The sequence below is a fragment of the Bacillus sp. RB3 genome (assembly GCF_030164735.1).
Lineage (GTDB): Bacteria > Bacillota > Bacilli > Bacillales > Bacillaceae_G > Bacillus_A > Bacillus_A cereus.
Window position 1 is genome coordinate 270,559 of sequence record NZ_JASNGE010000003.1, and the last position, 18,860, is coordinate 289,418.

Consider the following 18,860-nt stretch of genomic DNA (forward strand, 5'->3'; position numbering starts at 1 on the left):
GTGATGAAATGCCTGAATTACCAGAGGTTGAAAACGTCAGACGGACACTTGAAAATCTTGTAACAGGAAAAACGATTGAAGATGTTATTGTTACTTATCCAAAAATAGTGAAACGACCGGATGATGCAGAAATCTTTAAAGAAATGCTAAAAGGCGAGAAGATTGAAAATATAAAGCGAAGAGGAAAGTTTTTGCTTTTATATGTAACGAATTATGTTATTGTTTCACATTTGCGTATGGAAGGTAAGTTTTTACTACATCAAGAGGATGAGCCGATTGATAAACATACGCACGTCCGTTTCTTATTTACAGATGGAACGGAATTACATTATAAAGATGTGAGAAAGTTTGGTACGATGCATCTCTTTAAGAAAGGTGAAGAAATGAACCAAATGCCTCTTGCGGACTTAGGTCCGGAGCCATTTGATGCTGAAATGACACCGCAGTATTTACAAGAAAGATTACAAAAGACAAATCGTAAAATAAAAGTTGTGCTACTGGATCAGCGTCTTTTAGTAGGGCTTGGAAATATATATGTAGATGAAGTTTTATTCCGTTCTCAAATTCATCCGGAACGAGAAGCTTCGTCTTTAACAGTAGAAGAAATTGAGCGAATTTATGAGGCTACCGTTACAACGCTAGGCGAAGCAGTAAAGCGTGGCGGAAGTACAATTCGGACGTATATCAACTCACAAGGGCAAATTGGTTCGTTCCAAGAACTCCTAAATGTATATGGGAAAAAAGGAGAGCCGTGCGTAACTTGTGGCACGATATTAGAAAAAACAGTTGTTGGCGGGCGAGGAACGCATTACTGCCCAATTTGTCAGCCTAGAATATAGAAAAGAGATAACATCGGATAGGCATTTGTCATATACATACAGCAGAGCTATGTATAAGGGAGGAGCTTACCGATGTACCTTTATTTATCTCTTATTTTATTAGCTTTTACATTAAGCTTGGATAGCTGTAGTGTAGGGCTAACATATGGTTTAAGAAGCGTAAGAATTCCACTAAGATCAATTATAATTATCGGAATGTGTTCAGCGGCTGTTATGCTTGTTTCAATGGGAATTGGACATATGATCGCGAAAGTATTTTCACCTGTTATCGCAACGCGTATCGGTGGGCTTGTTCTTATTGGAATAGGGATTTGGGTATTATATCAATTTTTTCGAAGTGAGAAAAAAGAAGAACCGAAGCAAGAGGAGAAGGTCTGGAAATTAGAGATTGCCTCGCTAGGGCTAGTGATTCAAATTTTACGGAAACCGACTGTAGCAGATTTTGATAAATCAGGCACCATTTCTGCAGGAGAAGCATTGCTTCTTGGTATCGCTCTTTCTGTAGACTCATTTGGTGCCGGAATTGGTGCATCTTTATTAGGGTATGCACCCGCTATGATGGCGATATTAGTTGCAATTATGAGTTCTTTGTTTTTATTTATTGGAATGAAACTTGGAACGGTTTTATCGAATATGAAGTGGTTACAAAAATTTACATTCCTGCCTGGAGTATTACTCATTATTATTGGAATTTGGAAAATGTAAGTATGGGCGTGGAACATTAGTTTCGCGCCTTTTATTATGAGGAGGATTATGATGACAGTAGTAATTGGATTAACAGGAGGCATTGCAAGTGGAAAAAGTACAGTGTCTCAAATGTTTCGTGAACTGAGCATACCAGTTATTGATGCAGATATTATTGCACGAGAAGTTGTAGAGCGAGGAAAACCAGCATATAACAAAATAGTAGAAGTATTTGGAACGGAAGTGTTACAAGAAGGTGGAGAACTAGATCGTCCAAAACTAGGAAGTGTCGTTTTCTATAATGAAGAAAAACGATTGCAGTTAAATAAAATTGTTCATCCTGCAGTGCGTGAGGAAATGAATAGGCAAAAGGAAATGTACATAAAAGAAGGTATGCAAGCGGTTGTGTTAGATATTCCTCTCTTATTTGAAAGCAAATTAACAAGTCTCGTTGACCGCATTTTAGTTGTAGCGGTTAAGCCGCATACGCAATTAGAACGTTTAATGAAACGAAATAACTTTTCAGAAGAAGAAGCAACAGCTCGTATTCAATCTCAAATGCCGTTAGAAGAAAAAGTGAAAAATGCAGATGAAGTGATAAATAATGATGGCACAATTATGGGAACGAAAACACAATTGCAGGTAATTTTAAAGAAGTGGAACATTATTGACTAAAAAATTGTGAAATTAATGAAAATGCTTAGTGACATATCCCCTTTTTGTGTTATACTATTATTGGGATTGGAGATAAATAGTATAACGCATTCAAGGGGGATAACATATTATGACTCGTGTGGCAATTAATGGATTTGGACGTATTGGGAGAATGGTATTTCGTCAAGCAATAAAAGAAAGCGCATTCGAAATTGTAGCAATCAATGCAAGCTATCCATCTGAAACGTTAGCACACTTAATTAAATATGATACAGTTCATGGCAAGTTTGACGGAACAGTAGAAGCATTTGAAGATCACTTATTAGTTGATGGAAAAATGATTCGCCTTTTAAACAACCGCGATCCAAAGGAATTGCCTTGGACAGATTTAGGTGTTGAAGTTGTAATTGAAGCAACTGGTAAATTTAATTCAAAAGAAAAAGCAATTCTTCACGTTGAAGCTGGAGCGAAAAAAGTAATTTTAACAGCGCCTGGTAAAAATGAAGATGTAACAATTGTAGTTGGTGTGAACGAAGACCAATTAGATATTACAAAACATACTGTTATTTCAAATGCATCTTGTACAACAAACTGTTTAGCGCCTGTTGTGAAGGTGTTAGATGAGCAGTTTGGAATTGAAAACGGTTTAATGACGACAGTTCACGCTTATACAAATGACCAAAAAAATATTGATAACCCACATAAAGATTTAAGAAGAGCACGTGCTTGCGGACAATCAATCATTCCGACAACGACAGGTGCTGCGAAAGCGCTAGCAAAAGTTCTTCCACATTTAAACGGAAAACTTCATGGTATGGCACTTCGTGTACCAACACCAAACGTGTCTCTTGTTGATTTAGTAGTAGATGTAAAACGCGATGTGACAGTTGAAGCCATTAACGATGCATTCAAAACTGTTGCAAACGGTGCGTTAAAAGGTATTGTAGAATTCAGCGAAGAGCCTTTAGTATCTATCGACTTTAATACAAATACACACTCAGCTATTATTGATGGTTTATCTACAATGGTAATGGGTGATCGTAAAGTGAAAGTACTTGCTTGGTATGATAACGAGTGGGGCTACTCTCGTCGTGTTGTAGATCTTGTAACGTTAGTTGTTGAAGAGTTAGCGAAACAAGAAAATGTGCAACACATTTAAGTGAATAAGGGAGAAGAGGGCAAGGCAACATTTGCCCTCTTTTTTTAATTTTTTCTGAAAAGGAAAAAAATTATATAAGTATATTTAAAAAAGTGGACATACCACGAAGCATTGTGATTACTGCATTTGTGAATCGTTTATTTTTTTTAGGGAAAAGTAAAGAGGAAAATATGACAGAAAATCGAAAAAACTGTTGTTGCAAAATGAAAATAAACAAAGTATACTAACACTCGTAAACTTAAGAGCTGAGGTACGTAGTCACTACTTAAAGGGTTAGGACCTCTCTGGACTAACTTTCCCCCGTGGTAGTGGAGCAAGCCAAATTGCAAATTAGTTTTCAATTCGAACAGTTAGAATAAATTTACAAGGGGGAACTGTAGAATGGATACTATGGATACGATGGGTCGTCACGTGATTGCTGAACTTTGGGATTGCGATTTCGACAAACTGAATGACATGCCGTATATTGAACAATTATTTGTGGATGCAGCACTAAAAGCTGGTGCTGAAGTGCGTGAGGTTGCTTTCCATAAATTTGCACCACAAGGTGTAAGTGGAGTAGTAATTATCTCGGAATCACATTTAACAATTCATAGCTTTCCGGAGCACGGTTACGCAAGTATTGATGTTTATACTTGTGGGGATCGTATTGATCCAAATGTTGCTGCAGAATATATTGCAGAAGGTTTAAACGCGAAAACGCGTGAGAGCATCGAGCTTCCTCGAGGAACTGGTAGCTTCGAAATTAAGCAGAGAGAAACAAAAGCTCTTTAAAAAAGAACATAATTGATTTAAAATGTAAAGAGGTGTATAATGCACCTCTTTTTTAGTTTATAAAAAAGGAAAAATATAACGTACTCGTTAGTTGAATAAATTGGATTCTTGCAAATGAGGTAGTGCTCTATATACCATCTTATTTTTAAGGATGAGATGATAAAGTGATGCGCTGAAACTTAAAGTGGTAAGAGAGTTAGAATGAGTTATATAATATTGTATATATATTTTAGGTGAAGTGAGTAGAGAAAAATAAAGAGTATAGTGTAAAGGAGTGAATGTATTGCGTTGTCCATCCTGTTCTCATAATGGTACAAGAGTGTTAGATTCGCGTCCGGTAGACGAGGGGCGCTCTATTCGAAGAAGGAGAGAGTGTGAAAGCTGCTTAAGTCGCTTTACGACCTTTGAAAGGGTAGAAGAGTCACCTCTTATCGTTGTAAAAAAAGAAGGCACACGAGAAGAGTTTAATAAAGAAAAGATTTTACGTGGTTTAATTAAAGCGTGTGAAAAAAGACCAGTATCTTTAAGACAATTAGAAGAAGTAACACAAAGCGTGGAACGTGAACTGCGTAATTTAGGTATATCAGAAGTGAAAAGTGATATGATTGGTGAAATTGTCATGGAAGAACTTCGCGATATTGATGATGTTGCTTACGTACGTTTTGCTTCTGTATATCGTCAATTTAAAGATTTAAATGTATTTATTGAAGAATTAAAAGATATACTGCAAAAAGAAAGAGAGTAGAAGTTGTATTTTATTCTCTTTACATACCGTAAATAATAGGATAAGAGAGCTAGAAGCGCAAGCTAATAGCTCTTTTTCACTAAGAATTTATATAATGAAGATAGAACGAATGAAGTAGAGGATAGATTGGATGAGAGAAAGGAAAAGCAAGAATGGAAAAACAGTCATGGATGGAGCTATTGCCGATTGATCGTTATAAAGTAAGTGCGAAAGGGCTACTGCACAATTACGACCGAAAAGTGTTAACGATGTTGTATCAGCCGTTAATAGGTAGTAGAGCTTTTAGCTTATACATGACACTATGGGGAGAGCTAGAGCAAGATCGTGTATTTGGAAAAGAGAATACGCATCATTCCCTTATGGTGACTATGCAAATGCAACTTCCTGAAATATATGAGGAACGAGTAAAGTTAGAGGCAATTGGGCTATTGAAGGTATATATTAAGAAAGAAAAAGATATTCGAATGTTCATATATGAGTTGCAACCACCTTTATCTCCGAAGCAGTTTTTTGATGATATTGTTTTAAGTATCTTTTTATACAATCGATTGAGCCGGACAAAATATAATCAAGTAAAGCAATATTTCTTAGAAGAAGAATTTGATTTTGCTTCTTATGAAAATGTTACGCGTTCTTTCAATGATGTGTTTGGTTCGTTTAATCCAGGACAGCTTGAGCATGCGCAAGAAGACCTTCGTATTCCAAAAACGACAACTATGCCAAGTAACGAGAAGGGAGACGCTCCGAAAGTTTGGAATGATTTCTTTGATTTCTCTTTATTTGTAGATGGATTGTCCGCTCTTGTTCCTAAAAAGGCGATTACAGATCAAGTGAGAGACTGCGTTATAACACTTGCTTACGTGTATGGTGTAGATGTGTTATCGATGCAAAATATCGTTCTTGGTGCAGTGACAGAGATGCAAACAATTGATACGGAAAGGCTTAGAAAAGGAGCGCGCGATTGGTATCAATTTGAAAATGGTCAAGCATTACCGGTATTAAGTGAAAGAGTACAGCCTCATGCTGCACGTACGATGAAAGAGAAAGAGCCTTCATCGCAAGAGGAGATGTTAATAAAGCAGCTAGAGGAAATCTCGCCAAAACAACTATTGAAAGAGATTTCTGGTGGTGCAGAGGCAACGAAAGCGGACTTGCAGATCGTTGAAGATGTCATGATTAATCAAAAATTGACACCAGGAGTTGTGAATGTACTTATTTATTACGTTATGCTACGCTCAGATATGAAACTTGCGAAAACGTATGTCGAGAAGATTGCTGGGCATTGGGCACGTAAAAAGGTCGGTACAGTAGCGGACGCGATGGCGTTAGCGAAAGAAGAGAACCGTCAATATCAAGAGTGGGCTGAGACGAAGAAAAAAGGCCGTACGGCGAAGAAAACGGTGCGGAAAGAAATGGTGCCAGATTGGCTTAAGGAAGAAGAGCCGAAAGAACAAGAGAAAGAAACAGAGAAGAAAGATACAAGTGTAGAAAAAGATGCAAGTACGCTAGAAGATGAAAGAAAACGACTAGAAGAAGTGTTAAAAAAATATAAGCGTGATTAATAGAAGAGAATGAACGCTCTTTGAGGTGAGAAAATGGAGCATATTCAAAATTCATTTGCAAAATTAATGGAAAATGAAAACTTTAAAAATAGATATGAAGTACTAAAGGCAGAAGTAATGGGGCATCCGCGTGTGAAAGAATTTATAGACGAACATAAGGGTGAAGTAACGACTTCTATGATTGAGCGCAGTCTTGTGAAGTTATACGAATATATTGGACAAAGTGTAGGTTGCGTGGATTGTCCGGATTTAGGTTCATGTAAAAATATGCTACAAGGTTATGAGCCAAAGCTTGTTATTCAAGGGAAGATGATTGATATTCAATACGATCGCTGCGTTAGAAAAGTAGCGCATGACGAGAGAAAGAAATATGAAAAACTCGTTCAAAGTGTATATATGCCAACGGATATTTTGCAGGCAACTATGGAAAACTTAGACCCTTCTGATTTAAATGCACGTATCGATGCAATTGGTGCAGCGAATGAATTTTTAAGTACATATGAACCAGGTAAAAAAGCACAAGGTTTATATTTGTACGGTAAATTTGGTGTAGGAAAAACGTACCTTTTAGGAGCAATAGCGAACGAGCTTGCTCGAAAGAAAATAAGCTCGATGCTCGTATACTTCCCGGAATTTTTACGTGAAATTAAAAGTTCAATTCAAGATAATTCGATTGGTGAAAAGATTGATGCGGTTAAACGCGTACAAGTTTTAATGTTAGACGATATCGGGGCAGAAGCGATGTCAAGCTTTGTGCGTGACGATGTGCTTGGTGCAATCTTGCAATTCCGTATGTTAGAAAACTTACCGACGTTCTTTACGTCTAATTTTGATTTTAAACAACTGGAACACCATTTAACGTATACGCAGCGTGGTGAGGCTGAAGAAATGAAGGCAGCACGTATTATGGAGAGAATTAAATATTTAGCGAAACCAATTCCAATTGGTGGGAAAAACCGTCGTCATAAGTAAAAGAGCAAGCTGAGAAGCTTGCTCTTTTGTATTATAGTGATATTTTCTTTTCAAATATGAGGTCGAAATATTCAGGTTGTCCAGAACTGCCAATCGTAGGGGCAACAATCTGTACGAACCTCCAGCCATCTCTAGCATGTTCTTGAATAATTTCTTGGTAGTCTTCAGCTGGTTTTGAGCGAGTGAACCCCCAATGTAATTCGACTTTTACGAATTTATATTCAAACATTCAGATACCCCCTTTTATTGATAAGTAAAGTATACAATAAAAATTCATAGTAGCTTGTATCATTTTTTTCTCCCTCCCTTAATATATATAAAATTAGCAAGCCATATTGAGTGGATTTTCTAACGATAGGAAATGTGATTCTACTAAGAGTGAAATTCACGCGGGACGGACTCTTATAGGATTTGTAACGTATAGATACAGTCCTTTAGAGCGGGGATAAAAGGGGGGACAAAAGTGATTGAAATTTGCTTCGAAGAAAAAAATGATGCTATGCACGTATATAGACAATTGCTGAAAAGAGCGGAAGTGTTATATAAGGAAACGAGTGTGTATTTACAGGAACAAAAAGTGGTGATTCACATACCAGTACGTGAATCGAATTATATTGAAAAAATCTTATTGCCAGTAATGGTGTATTTCATTGTGAATGTGAAACAAAATGAGTGGATTTATACAATTTTAAAAGAAAAGTTTTTTTATGAAGAACAAGAAGAGTGTCATCAAATATTGCACATGGCACATGAGATTTTAAAGGGAAGAAGAAAAGGTGTAGCTCAGGATTTAACGCGTAACGCATTTGAGTCATATATTAAGTCTTCTTTAAATAATTGGCTTTGTGATCCGCTCTCATTCTCGTTTTCATCATATATCCGTTTTCGTCTTCGTACATATAGGGAAATGGTGGCTAAACTTGCGGAAGTGGCAATTGATGAATATAAGATGGAGCAAGAATACCAAATGTTCATTGAAACGCTTCGGCAACAAGTAAGTAGCCGTAAATCACGTTTGTCTTGCGTGCATCTTATTTTTGATGAAAGCTTTATCTTTTATGATGATAAAGGTAGACGTTTAAAACAGGAGAAGTTGGTCCAATATATAGATGAGGAATTATTAAAGCAAAATGATGTATATATTGATACGAAAGTAATTGCGCCGCTTCTTTCTATTTCGCCTAAAAAGATTTATTTATATACGAAAGAACAAGACCATAATATGATTATTACTTTGCGAAATGTGTTCCAAGAACGGGTCCAATTACATGGATTACATGATTTTGAGCGCAATGTGAAAAATTTAAAAAATAAAGGTAACGCCCTTGATTTTCTAAGTTTTTGAGCATATAATTACCTACATAAATGAAATATATTGAAATGTCATGATGAGGACATGAGTAGTTTTCTACGATTTTCAGAGAGGGAAGCCTTAGGGTGTGAGCTTCCTAGTACGGGATTATTACTTACCACCTCTAAACTTTAGCAGTGAACGGTTTTTCTAGTAATTGCTAACGGACAACACCGTTATGTTGAACTTGAGCAATTAACAATTATGTTAATTGGAACAAGGGTGGAACCACGAATTCAACACTCGTCCCTTTTTACGGGATGAGTGTTTTTTATTTTGAGAAAAAGAGGAGTGACCAGTGATGGCAGATGTAGTTAAAATTACTTTCCCTGATGGAGCTGTGAAGGAGTTTCCAAAAGGCGTAACAACTGAAGAAATCGCAGCTTCTATTAGCCCAGGCTTAAAGAAAAAAGCTGTAGCTGGAAAATTAAACGATGAGATGATCGATCTTGTTACACCAATCGAAGAAGATGGTGCAGTTTCTATCATTACATTAGATTCTGAAGATGGCCTATATATTTTACGCCATTCAACAGCCCACCTTTTAGCACAAGCGTTAAAACGTTTATATAAAGATGTTAAGGTTGAGCTTGGCATTGGTCCAGTAATTGAAAATGGCTTCTACTACGATATTGATATGGAAGAAGCAATTACAGTTGAAGACTTCAAGAAAATCGAAAAAGAAATGCAAAAAATCGTGAACGAGAACTTAGAAATCGTTCGTCATGAAGTACCACGTGCAGAAGCAATTCGTCGCTTTGAAGAAATCGGCGATGAGTTAAAATTAGATTTAATTAACGATCTTCCAGAAGATGCAGTTATTTCAATCTATGAGCAAGGCGAATTTTTCGACCTTTGTCGTGGTGTTCACCTTCCATCTACAGGGAAAATTAAAGTGTTTAAATTATTAAGCGTTGCAGGTGCTTACTGGCGCGGCGATAGCAATAATAAAATGCTACAACGTATTTACGGTACTGCATTCGTTAAGAAAGCAGAATTAGATGAGCACTTACGTATGCTTGAAGAAGCGAAAGAGCGCGATCACCGTAAATTAGGTAAAGAATTAAAACTATTTACTAATAGCCAAAAAGTAGGACAAGGTTTACCACTTTGGTTACCAAAAGGTGCAACAATCCGCCGCATTATCGAGCGTTACATCGTTGATAAAGAAGCAAGCTTAGGCTATGATCACGTATATACTCCAGTACTAGGGAGCAGAGAGCTTTATGAAACTTCTGGTCACTGGAACCACTACCGTGATGGCATGTTCCCATCAATGGAAATGGATAACGAAGAATTAGTTCTTCGTCCAATGAACTGTCCTCATCATATGATGGTTTATAAAAATGATATTCACAGCTACCGTGAATTACCAATCCGTATTGCAGAACTTGGAACAATGCACCGTTATGAAATGTCAGGTGCGTTATCTGGATTACAACGTGTACGCGGAATGACTTTAAACGATGCGCACATTTTCGTTCGTCCAGATCAAATTAAAGAAGAGTTAAAACGTGTTGTAAACTTAACTCTAGAAGTGTACAAAGATTTCGGTTTAGAGAACTACTCATTCCGTCTATCTTACCGCGACCCAGCAGATACTAAAAAGTATTATGCGGATGATGAGATGTGGGAAAAAGCACAAGGTATGTTAAAAGAAGCTATGGATGAAATGGGTCTTGATTACTATGAAGCTGAAGGTGAAGCGGCATTCTACGGTCCAAAACTTGATGTTCAAGTTCGTACTGCTCTTGGAAAAGACGAAACACTTTCAACTGTACAATTAGACTTCTTACTTCCAGAACGCTTTGAATTATCATACGTTGGCGAAGACGGTAAACAACATCGTCCAGTTGTAATTCACCGTGGTGTTGTATCAACTATGGAACGTTTTGTAGCCTTCTTAATTGAAGAATACAAAGGTGCATTCCCAACATGGTTAGCTCCAGTTCAAGTACAAGTAATTCCAGTTTCTCCGCAAGTACATTTAGACTATGCGAAGAAAGTACAAGACGAATTGCGTCGTGCTGGTATCCGTGTTGAATTAGACACTCGTGAAGAGAAGATCGGTTACAAAATCCGTGAAGCACAAATGCAAAAAATTCCGTACATGCTTGTAGTAGGTGACAATGAAGTAACTGAAAACGGCGTAAACGTACGTAAATATGGTGAACAAAAATCAGAAACAATCGGATTAGATGCTTTTGTTGACATGATTAAAGTAGAAGGAAAACGATAAGAAAAAGCCGCGGTATACCGCGGCTTTTTTATGTAATATACTCGAGAGAAATTAGAAAAAATAACCATGTGACACTTATCATAAAAAAGTATTGCAAGTATGTTAGTTGTTTGTTACAATATTTCTTGTTGTTAGTAAAACACATCGCGTCTTCTTGACAGACGTCATGTCCTATGATAAACTCATCAAGGATAATAGAATATTGTTTTGTGGAACAAGTAGAAGCACCCGCTTCTCACCTGATGGACGCATTCGCAGTTAACAGGTAAATGTATTTCTTACTTAAGATTTTACAAGTGTGGGTGTCGTATGCCCGCACTTTTTTTGTTCGGGTTCTATGACTACAAAATATGTTCTGAGAAAACCTTGGAGGTGGCTTACTATTAGCAAGGATATGATGATTAACGAGCAAATTCGTGCACGTGAAGTACGTTTAGTTGGCGCAAATGGCGATCAACTTGGAATCAAGTCTCGTAATGACGCTTTAGACTTAGCTGCAAATCTTAATCTTGATTTAGTATTAGTTGCTCCAAATGCGAAACCGCCAGTATGCCGCATTATGGACTACGGTAAATTCCGCTTTGAGCAACAGAAGAAAGAAAAAGAGCAGCGCAAAAATCAAAAAGTAATTAGCATGAAAGAAGTTCGTTTAAGTCCAACAATTGATGAACACGACTTTAACACAAAACTTCGTAATGCTATCAAGTTTTTAGAGAAAGGCGACAAGGTTAAAGCGTCAATTCGCTTTAAAGGACGTGCCATTACTCATAAAGAAATCGGTCAACGTGTTTTAGATCGCTTCTCAGAAGCTTGTGCTGAAGTTAGTACAGTTGAATCTAAGCCTAAAATGGAAGGACGCAGTATGTTCTTAGTTTTAGCACCGAAAAACGATAAGTAATAGATAGAGGAGGAAATACCTATGCCTAAACAAAAAACTCATCGCGGCGCTGCAAAGCGTTTCAAAAAGACTGGATCAGGTAAACTGAAACGTTCTCACGCTTACACAAGCCATTTATTCGCTAACAAATCTACAAAAGCTAAACGTAAACTACGTAAAGCTGGTGTAGTAAGCGCTGGTGACTTCAAACGCATTCGTCAAATGCTTGACAACTTAAAATAAGTTCGGCTGATATATAGAACAATTAGGAGGTAATATTATGCCAAGAGTAAAAGGTGGTACAGTTACTCGTCAACGTCGTAAAAAAGTAATTAAATTAGCAAAAGGTTACTACGGTTCAAAAAATACATTATTCAAGGTTGCTAACCAACAGGTTATGAAATCTCTAATGTATGCATTCCGTGACCGCCGTCAAAAGAAACGTGACTTCCGTAAATTATGGATTACACGTATCAACGCAGCAGCTCGTATGAATGGTCTTTCTTACAGCCGCTTAATGCACGGTCTTAAAAATGCTGGCATCGAAGTTAACCGCAAGATGCTTGCTGACTTAGCTGTTCATGACGAAAAAGCTTTCGCTGAATTAGCAACAGTTGCAAAAAACAACATTAACTAATTAATTAGTTAAAACCTTAGGAATTTTCTTCTAAGGTTTTTTATTTGTATTCAAAGAGAAGTTAGAAGTGAAAAGAAATTCTAAAGATTAACGACTATGTCATTATCAATATGACAAAATCAATATAAAAGTTATAGCAGTATAGAAGAATATACATATGAAGTCAGGAGAATACTCCTGGCTTTTTTTAATTCTGCTCTTTTGGAAAGAAGAGTATCTTTCCTAGCCGAAACGACACTGCTATAATGGAAAGATGATATGGAACTTTCATCAGATGAACAATTTAAGAGCGATGACTGAAACGTATTTGTAAATTAAGGACAAGCTATTTTATAAAGAGGTAGATAGCTGACTTATTCATAAGAACTGAAACATAATAATGAACTTTGAGATGAAACAACATTGTTGCGAAAAATGCGATGTTGGAGGAGGACAATAGAATGGACTTACTACAACTATTTAAATTACAAAAAGAATTAGATGACCGTATTGCAAAAGAACATGACTTACAACCGAAAAAATTGTTAAAAGAAAAAATGTTAGCTCTTCTTGTAGAAATTGGAGAACTTGCAAATGAAACACGTTGTTTTAAATATTGGAGCAACAAACCAGCTTCGGAACGTGAAGTAATATTAGAAGAGTACGTAGATGGTTTGCATTTTATTTTATCAATCGGAATTGATTTAGGTATTGATAAAAACTTCCTATTCTATAAATGTGCACAAACGAATAAAACACAAGTGGAAATTTTCTTAGACACATATGCGAAAGTAATTCGTTTTACAGATCAACCATCTATTACAAACTATATTGAATTATTTACGAGCTATCTTCGACTTGGACAAGCACTTGAATTTGAGCAAGAAGAGATTGAAAAAGCATATTTAGATAAAAATGAAGTAAATCATCAGCGTCAAACACAAGGATACTAATTTAATTTTTGAATATTTCAATTTAATTATTGTATAATAAATTGACTGAAGAAAAAGGAGGGTGTTGGCAATGACAAAATTAGACGCGACATTGACAATGCTAAAAGAATTAACAGATGCACGTGGTATTGCCGGTAACGAGCGTGAACCACGTGAAGTAATGAAGAAATATATCGAGCCGTTTGCGGACGAACTTTCTACTGATAATTTAGGGAGTTTAGTTGCGAAAAAAGTAGGGGAAGAAAACGGTCCGAAAATTATGGTTGCAGGTCATTTAGATGAAGTTGGATTTATGATTACACAAATCGATGACAAAGGTTTCCTTCGCTTCCAAACGGTTGGTGGCTGGTGGTCACAAGTTATGCTTGCGCAGCGCGTGACGATTGTAACGCGTAAAGGAGATGTAACAGGTGTAATTGGTTCAAAACCACCGCACATTTTACCTCCAGAAGCTCGTAAAAAGCCAGTTGAAATTAAAGACATGTTCATCGATATCGGTGCTTCTAGCCAAGAAGAAGCGATGGAGTGGGGCGTACGACCAGGAGATCAAGTTGTACCTTACTTTGAATTCCAAGTGATGAAGAATGAAAAAATGTTACTTGCAAAAGCATGGGATAACCGAATCGGTTGTGCAATTGCAATTGACGTATTAAAACAATTAAAAGATGAAAAGCATCCAAACGTTGTATACGGCGTTGGAACTGTACAAGAAGAAGTTGGTCTTCGTGGCGCAAAAACATCTGCGAATTATATTAAACCAGATATCGCGTTCGCAGTAGATGTTGGTATCGCTGGAGATACACCGGGTGTAACGTCAAAAGAAGCGCAAAGTAAAATGGGCGATGGACCACAAATCATTTTATATGATGCTTCTGTTATTGGACATACAGGTTTACGTGATTTCGTAGTTGATGTTGCTGATGAATTACAAATCCCGTATCAATATGATTCAGTAGCGGGCGGAGGAACGGATGCGGGTGCGATTCACATTGCTGTAAATGGTATTCCTTCTATGGCAATTACAATTGCAACGCGCTATATCCATTCTCATGCGGCAATGTTACACCGTGATGATTATGAAAATGCAGTAAAGTTAATTGTAGAAGTTATTAAACGTCTTGATAAAGAGGCTGTACATAACATTACATTTAATTAATAGAAAAAGCGAAGGAGATTCTCCTTCGCTTTTTTATGTTTTAAAAAGGCCGTTCTAATCCTGCTGCAGTATGAGCGCCTAAAATAATTAAACGAGTTAATTGCATCGCCATAAAATGCGGAGTATATATCATTCCTCTTTTTAACCATGACATAATCATTCCGATGTGAGCCCCTGTCACATAACTAATCAAAATATCACGAGGAACCATAAGATCTTCATCATCTGGTTGTGAAATAGACAAGCTTAATGTTAAATGCACTTGTATTGTTTTCATCATTTTATAAGAGTAGTTTCCGGCAGCTTTATCCCCAAGCATAACGTTATAAAAGTTTACATTTTCTGCGATATGTTCGAATAAAGCCAAAAAAGTAGGGTGAGGTGAATCAAATGTAAGTTGAAAATCTTCTTTATTTCTATTTTTCGGTTTAATTACTTCTGCTAGCTTCTCTAACATTTCTTCAATACTTTTGTCTAATAGGTCATATTTATCATGGTAATGGCTATAAAATGTAGCGCGATTTACAGGAGCGCGTTCTGCGATATGTTGCACAGTTACATTTTCAAAGCCTTTTTCGCCTACTAAAGCGACAAAAGCATCCTGAATGAGTTGTCTCGTTCGCTTTACACGTGGATCATTTGTATTTTTAATAGACATTTTTCTTCTCCTCGTTTAATTTTCTATACTTAAACAACATATTGGTATTATATTGTTGTTTAAGCAACATTTCATACGTAAATTGTCGGTTGTAGATTCAAAATAATTATTTATAATTATAAACGATAGTCCTTCAGAAATCAGCACCGCTCGCAGGTAGATAAATTTCGATTTACGCTGCAGATGGTGTGATTTTTTTGTTAAAAGGTTAATATAATTAACAATTAAACAATCTAAACAATAAGGACATAAATAGTTTAGAAAAAAATTATATGCGATATAAGGAGAGGAATGCAATGAATCAGTTTCGAAGAATGGTAATTATCAACATTATCACATTAATTGTACTAGTTGGCGGCGGTATTGGCGGTTATTACTATTACAACCAAACGGAAAATTACTTAAAAACAGACAATGCAAAGATTGATGGGAAGGTAATTCCGGTTGCTTCACCAGTAGCAGGTAAACTAACTGACTGGAAAGCTGAAGTAGGAAAAAATTATAATGAGAACGATAAACTAGGTACTGTTACTGTAGCGGCAGCTAATGGAGAACAAACAGTAGATGTAACAATTCCACAAAATGCAACGGTTGTACAATCAAACGCAACAACAAATGCTTTCGTTGGAGCTGGTAGCCCGATTGCTTACGCATTCGATATGAACAATTTATGGGTAACAGCAAACATTGAAGAAACAGATGTTGATGATGTTCAAAAAGGTCAAGATGTAGATGTGTATGTAGATGCATACCCAGATACAACGTTAACAGGAAAAGTAGAACAAGTTGGCTTAACAACAGCGAATACATTCTCTATGTTGCCATCAAGCAACGCAACAGCGAACTATACGAAAGTAACACAAGTAGTACCAGTTAAAATTTCTTTAGATCATAGCAAATCAGTAAATATTGTTCCTGGCATGAATGTGACAGTTCGTATTCATAAGTAAGGGGGAGATGAGATGTCCTCAATTGTAATTGCAGGATATGCACTATTTTGTATAATCGTCTTCTTCCTTGTAAATCGTCTTTTACGAAAGAAAAAAACGAAAATGGGAGAAGAACAAGTCCCAGCCGTAAGTAAAATAGAAATAAGTAAAGTTGAAACAGAAGAGAAAGAAATTGAACGAAAGCAAGAATCGGAAATTTCTAATGTAGTTGAGTTAGAAACAGGAAAGCAAGAAGAAGTAAAACAAGAAAAAGAAGTGCCGAAAAAACAAATGTCTACGCCTGTAGAGAATGTGAACGTAAAAGCAGTTGTAGCTGTATTAATTCTCGGCATGTTCGTTTCTATTTTAAACCAAACAATTATTAACGTTGCATTACCTCCGTTAATGAATGAATTTAACGTATCAACTTCAACAGCACAATGGTTAATTACAGGCTTCATGCTTGTAAATGGTATTTTAGTACCGATTAGTGCATTTTTAGTTTCACGATTTACGTATCGTAAATTATTCGTAGCAGCAATGTTATTCTTCACGGTAGGATCTATCATTTGTGCTACTTCCGGAAACTTTACGATGATGATGACGGGCCGCGTAATTCAAGCAGTTGGTGCGGGTATTTTAATGCCGGTTGGTATGAATATCTTTATGACATTGTTCCCGCCTCATAAGCGCGGAGCAGCGATGGGGTTACTAGGTGTAGCGATGATTTTAGCTCCAGCTATCGGACCGACTGTAACAGGTTGGGTAATTGAAAATTACAGCTGGAACTTAATGTTCTATGCGATGTTTATTATCGGTTTAATTATTACGTTCCTATCTTTAAAATTCTTTACACTAGCTCAGCCAGTGTCTAAAACAAAATTAGATGTATTTGGTGTTGTTAGTTCAAGTATTGGGCTAGGAAGCTTGCTGTACGGATTTAGTGAGGCTGGAAATAATAGTTGGACTAGTGCAGAAGTTGTTATTTCACTTATCATTGGTGTAATTGGTTTAGCGTTATTTATTTGGAGAGAGTTAACAACGGACAATAAAATGCTTGATTTACAAGTATTTAAATATCCAGTATTTACTTTCACTTTAGTAATTAACGCAATCGTTACGATGGCATTATTCGGAGGTATGTTATTGCTTCCAGTATATCTGCAAAACATTCGTGGCTTTACGCCAATTGAATCTGGTTTACTACTTCTTCCAGGATCATTAATTATGGGGATCATGGGACCAGTAGCGGGTAAATTATTCGATAAATATGGCATTCGTCCATTAGCGATAATTGGATTGGCAATTACGACGTATGCGACATATGAATTTACAAAATTATCGATGGATACACCGTATAGCGTTATTATGACGGATTATATTATACGTTCAATTGGTATGTCATTCATTATGATGCCAATTATGACGGCTGGTATGAACGCGCTGCCGATGAAATTAATTTCTCACGGTACAGCAACGCAAAATACGTCAAGACAAGTAGCGGGTTCAATCGGAACAGCGATTTTAATTACACTTATGACGCAACAAACGACTGCTCACGTAGCAGATTACGGCAACATGTTAACAACATCAAACCCAATTTTAGTTGATAAAATACATGGCATGGGGCAAAGTTTAGCGGCCTTAGCTGGATCAGCTCAAGCAGGAGACGCGATGAGCACACAACTATTATATGGACAAATTTCAAAGCTATCTGCAATTAACGGTATTAACGATGCCTTCTTAATCGCAACGATACTAGCAGGTATCGCTTGGGTGTTATCGTTTTTCTTACCATCAGGCAATAAACCAAATAGAAAAGCAGGGAATTAATTTCCCTGCTTTTTTTGTCTTTTTAAAGAGTAAGATATAAAACGTAATAACCACTTACAGAGCATAATCCTGTTATAAATAAAATCGTCCCCATAGAACGAATACTCGATATGTGTCTTCCGTTTACTATAGCTAATAGTCCAGCTAAAGAGAAGAGACCCCAATATAAAGTTCCTGAAATTGGAATCATCCCCTCTAAGTCTATTCCATAACCTATACAAATGATAGGAACAACGATAAGAGATATGCTAATTAAACCAGCTATAATAGTAAATGATTTACGACATTTCATACCAGCAATAATTAAAAAAATGCCGACGATGAATTCGCATAACATTAAAGTAAAAGCTAAAATCATCCAAATTAATATTCCGAACATTTCTGTATTACCTCCGATTTGTGGGTTTCGAAAAAAGTTATATAGAATCAATCACCTACAGACATGAGTACCCAGAAGATAACCCCTAATATTCCAATGGTAAAAATAATGAACCCCATATTACGTATACTTTTAATTTTTGCTTGGAATCCACTTATCCCTGCTAATAATCCAGTTAAAGAAAATAGGGTCCAGTAAAGAGCAGTTGGAATGGGGAAGATTGTATCCATATTAATTCCTATACTTAAAAAAACAAAAGGTAGTGTGACAAAGGATAGGCTAAGTAGCCCCATTAAACCAACGAGTAATTTCCGATATTTAATTCCTGTTACTATTAAAAAAATACCACCAGCAATCCCGCATAGTAAGAGAAGTGGCGTGAAAAGCATCCAAATAACACTAAACATATGTAAACTCCTTTATATGAATTAAGTTATATTTTACTACATGAAGTTTATTTTGGATAATATTAATAAATAT

Annotated in this window: 21 protein-coding genes and 2 other annotated features; of the genes, 17 read left to right on the forward strand and 4 right to left on the reverse strand. The window is 36.5% G+C overall.

Features of this window, described 5'->3' with window-relative positions; all coding sequences use genetic code 11:
- Positions 1-8 precede the first annotated feature (8 nt).
- The 8 genes from mutM to dnaI all read left to right on the forward strand — a co-directional run bounded on the left by mutM (position 9) and on the right by dnaI (position 7,389).
- Entirely contained in the window at positions 9-839 is an 831-nt protein-coding gene (gene mutM, locus QO049_RS06815; protein ID WP_001114478.1) for a DNA-formamidopyrimidine glycosylase, read from the forward strand.
- Between the two features lie 72 nt (positions 840-911).
- The gene (ytaF, locus tag QO049_RS06820; protein ID WP_000281743.1) at positions 912-1,544 is read left to right on the forward strand and encodes a sporulation membrane protein YtaF; all 633 of its coding nucleotides are present in this window, start codon (positions 912-914) and stop codon (positions 1,542-1,544) included.
- Between the two features lie 51 nt (positions 1,545-1,595).
- Positions 1,596-2,198, forward strand: coding sequence for a dephospho-CoA kinase (gene coaE / locus QO049_RS06825; protein ID WP_246961377.1), 603 nt, complete (start codon positions 1,596-1,598; stop codon positions 2,196-2,198).
- Positions 2,199-2,307: 109 nt separating this feature from the next.
- On the forward strand, positions 2,308-3,336 hold the full coding sequence (locus QO049_RS06830; protein WP_000198974.1) for a glyceraldehyde-3-phosphate dehydrogenase: 1,029 nt from the start codon (positions 2,308-2,310) through the stop codon (positions 3,334-3,336).
- Positions 3,337-3,726: 390 nt separating this feature from the next.
- A complete protein-coding gene (gene speD, locus QO049_RS06835) occupies positions 3,727-4,110 on the forward strand; it encodes an adenosylmethionine decarboxylase (protein ID WP_098413228.1) in 384 nt (127 codons plus the stop codon).
- A gap of 283 nt (positions 4,111-4,393) precedes the next feature.
- On the forward strand, positions 4,394-4,855 hold the full coding sequence (gene nrdR / locus QO049_RS06840) for a transcriptional regulator NrdR (RefSeq protein WP_001203687.1): 462 nt from the start codon (positions 4,394-4,396) through the stop codon (positions 4,853-4,855).
- 152 nt (positions 4,856-5,007) lie between these two features.
- A complete protein-coding gene (locus tag QO049_RS06845) occupies positions 5,008-6,417 on the forward strand; it encodes a replication initiation and membrane attachment family protein (protein WP_000415029.1) in 1,410 nt (469 codons plus the stop codon).
- A gap of 33 nt (positions 6,418-6,450) precedes the next feature.
- The gene (gene dnaI, locus QO049_RS06850; RefSeq protein ID WP_098280960.1) at positions 6,451-7,389 is read left to right on the forward strand and encodes a primosomal protein DnaI; all 939 of its coding nucleotides are present in this window, start codon (positions 6,451-6,453) and stop codon (positions 7,387-7,389) included.
- Between the two features lie 31 nt (positions 7,390-7,420).
- On the opposite strand, the gene QO049_RS06855 is transcribed toward dnaI, so the two are convergent.
- Entirely contained in the window at positions 7,421-7,618 is a 198-nt protein-coding gene (locus QO049_RS06855) for a DUF4177 domain-containing protein (protein WP_000464457.1), read from the reverse strand.
- A gap of 234 nt (positions 7,619-7,852) precedes the next feature.
- On the opposite strand from QO049_RS06855, the gene ytxC reads away from it, so the two are divergent.
- From ytxC to QO049_RS06890, 7 genes are all read left to right on the forward strand, one after another.
- Positions 7,853-8,734, forward strand: coding sequence for a putative sporulation protein YtxC (ytxC, locus tag QO049_RS06860; protein WP_000569629.1), 882 nt, complete (start codon positions 7,853-7,855; stop codon positions 8,732-8,734).
- 31 nt (positions 8,735-8,765) lie between these two features.
- Positions 8,766-8,994: a binding site (T-box leader), on the forward strand.
- Between the two features lie 47 nt (positions 8,995-9,041).
- Positions 9,042-10,979 carry a threonine--tRNA ligase gene (gene thrS, locus QO049_RS06865; protein WP_284489232.1) on the forward strand — a complete coding sequence of 646 codons (1,938 nt, stop codon included), beginning with the start codon at positions 9,042-9,044 and terminating at the stop codon, positions 10,977-10,979.
- Between the two features lie 210 nt (positions 10,980-11,189).
- Positions 11,190-11,310: a sequence feature (ribosomal protein L20 leader region), on the forward strand.
- 63 nt (positions 11,311-11,373) lie between these two features.
- Positions 11,374-11,877, forward strand: coding sequence for a translation initiation factor IF-3 (gene infC, locus QO049_RS06870; protein ID WP_000973215.1), 504 nt, complete (start codon positions 11,374-11,376; stop codon positions 11,875-11,877).
- A 21-nt stretch (positions 11,878-11,898) separates the two neighbouring features.
- Entirely contained in the window at positions 11,899-12,099 is a 201-nt protein-coding gene (rpmI, locus tag QO049_RS06875; RefSeq protein ID WP_001125945.1) for a 50S ribosomal protein L35, read from the forward strand.
- A 37-nt stretch (positions 12,100-12,136) separates the two neighbouring features.
- Positions 12,137-12,493 (forward strand): 50S ribosomal protein L20, encoded by a 357-nt coding sequence (rplT, locus tag QO049_RS06880; RefSeq protein ID WP_001138362.1) that lies wholly within the window; start codon positions 12,137-12,139, stop codon positions 12,491-12,493.
- 440 nt (positions 12,494-12,933) lie between these two features.
- A complete protein-coding gene (locus QO049_RS06885) occupies positions 12,934-13,425 on the forward strand; it encodes a dUTP diphosphatase (protein ID WP_000365050.1) in 492 nt (163 codons plus the stop codon).
- A gap of 70 nt (positions 13,426-13,495) precedes the next feature.
- The gene (locus tag QO049_RS06890) at positions 13,496-14,581 is read left to right on the forward strand and encodes a M42 family metallopeptidase (RefSeq protein ID WP_000163555.1); all 1,086 of its coding nucleotides are present in this window, start codon (positions 13,496-13,498) and stop codon (positions 14,579-14,581) included.
- 40 nt (positions 14,582-14,621) lie between these two features.
- Here QO049_RS06890 and QO049_RS06895 read toward each other — a convergent pair whose 3' ends face one another.
- On the reverse strand, positions 14,622-15,239 hold the full coding sequence (locus tag QO049_RS06895) for a TetR/AcrR family transcriptional regulator (protein WP_000023661.1): 618 nt from the start codon (positions 15,237-15,239) through the stop codon (positions 14,622-14,624).
- 296 nt (positions 15,240-15,535) lie between these two features.
- On the opposite strand from QO049_RS06895, the gene QO049_RS06900 reads away from it, so the two are divergent.
- Together QO049_RS06900 and QO049_RS06905 are read left to right on the forward strand one after the other, a co-directional pair.
- Complete coding sequence (locus QO049_RS06900; protein WP_001071419.1) at positions 15,536-16,189, forward strand: HlyD family secretion protein; 654 nt, start codon at positions 15,536-15,538, stop codon at positions 16,187-16,189.
- A gap of 12 nt (positions 16,190-16,201) precedes the next feature.
- The gene (locus QO049_RS06905; RefSeq protein WP_000095272.1) at positions 16,202-18,001 is read left to right on the forward strand and encodes a DHA2 family efflux MFS transporter permease subunit; all 1,800 of its coding nucleotides are present in this window, start codon (positions 16,202-16,204) and stop codon (positions 17,999-18,001) included.
- Positions 18,002-18,023: 22 nt separating this feature from the next.
- On the opposite strand, the gene QO049_RS06910 is transcribed toward QO049_RS06905, so the two are convergent.
- Together QO049_RS06910 and QO049_RS06915 are read right to left on the reverse strand one after the other, a co-directional pair.
- Positions 18,024-18,380: an ammonia permease gene (locus tag QO049_RS06910; RefSeq protein WP_284489233.1), complete on the reverse strand. Its 357-nt coding sequence runs from the start codon at positions 18,378-18,380 to the stop codon at positions 18,024-18,026.
- A gap of 47 nt (positions 18,381-18,427) precedes the next feature.
- Entirely contained in the window at positions 18,428-18,787 is a 360-nt protein-coding gene (locus QO049_RS06915; protein WP_000493175.1) for a hypothetical protein, read from the reverse strand.
- Between the last annotated feature and the right edge of the window lie 73 nt (positions 18,788-18,860).

Coding starts and splice junctions, on each gene's coding strand:
- QO049_RS06855 (WP_000464457.1), bottom strand. CDS start 7,618: ATGTTTGAATATAAATTCGTAAAAGTCGAATTACATTGGGGGTTCACT.
- QO049_RS06890 (WP_000163555.1), top strand. CDS start 13,496: ATGACAAAATTAGACGCGACATTGACAATGCTAAAAGAATTAACAGAT.
- QO049_RS06905 (WP_000095272.1), top strand. CDS start 16,202: ATGTCCTCAATTGTAATTGCAGGATATGCACTATTTTGTATAATCGTC.
- QO049_RS06895 (WP_000023661.1), bottom strand. CDS start 15,239: ATGTCTATTAAAAATACAAATGATCCACGTGTAAAGCGAACGAGACAA.
- dnaI (WP_098280960.1), top strand. CDS start 6,451: ATGGAGCATATTCAAAATTCATTTGCAAAATTAATGGAAAATGAAAAC.
- mutM (WP_001114478.1), top strand. CDS start 9: ATGCCTGAATTACCAGAGGTTGAAAACGTCAGACGGACACTTGAAAAT.
- QO049_RS06915 (WP_000493175.1), bottom strand. CDS start 18,787: ATGTTTAGTGTTATTTGGATGCTTTTCACGCCACTTCTCTTACTATGC.
- thrS (WP_284489232.1), top strand. CDS start 9,042: ATGGCAGATGTAGTTAAAATTACTTTCCCTGATGGAGCTGTGAAGGAG.
- QO049_RS06900 (WP_001071419.1), top strand. CDS start 15,536: ATGAATCAGTTTCGAAGAATGGTAATTATCAACATTATCACATTAATT.
- QO049_RS06885 (WP_000365050.1), top strand. CDS start 12,934: ATGGACTTACTACAACTATTTAAATTACAAAAAGAATTAGATGACCGT.
- QO049_RS06845 (WP_000415029.1), top strand. CDS start 5,008: ATGGAAAAACAGTCATGGATGGAGCTATTGCCGATTGATCGTTATAAA.
- ytaF (WP_000281743.1), top strand. CDS start 912: ATGTACCTTTATTTATCTCTTATTTTATTAGCTTTTACATTAAGCTTG.
- infC (WP_000973215.1), top strand. CDS start 11,374: ATGATGATTAACGAGCAAATTCGTGCACGTGAAGTACGTTTAGTTGGC.
- rplT (WP_001138362.1), top strand. CDS start 12,137: ATGCCAAGAGTAAAAGGTGGTACAGTTACTCGTCAACGTCGTAAAAAA.
- speD (WP_098413228.1), top strand. CDS start 3,727: ATGGATACGATGGGTCGTCACGTGATTGCTGAACTTTGGGATTGCGAT.
- coaE (WP_246961377.1), top strand. CDS start 1,596: ATGACAGTAGTAATTGGATTAACAGGAGGCATTGCAAGTGGAAAAAGT.
- QO049_RS06910 (WP_284489233.1), bottom strand. CDS start 18,380: ATGTTCGGAATATTAATTTGGATGATTTTAGCTTTTACTTTAATGTTA.
- rpmI (WP_001125945.1), top strand. CDS start 11,899: ATGCCTAAACAAAAAACTCATCGCGGCGCTGCAAAGCGTTTCAAAAAG.
- QO049_RS06830 (WP_000198974.1), top strand. CDS start 2,308: ATGACTCGTGTGGCAATTAATGGATTTGGACGTATTGGGAGAATGGTA.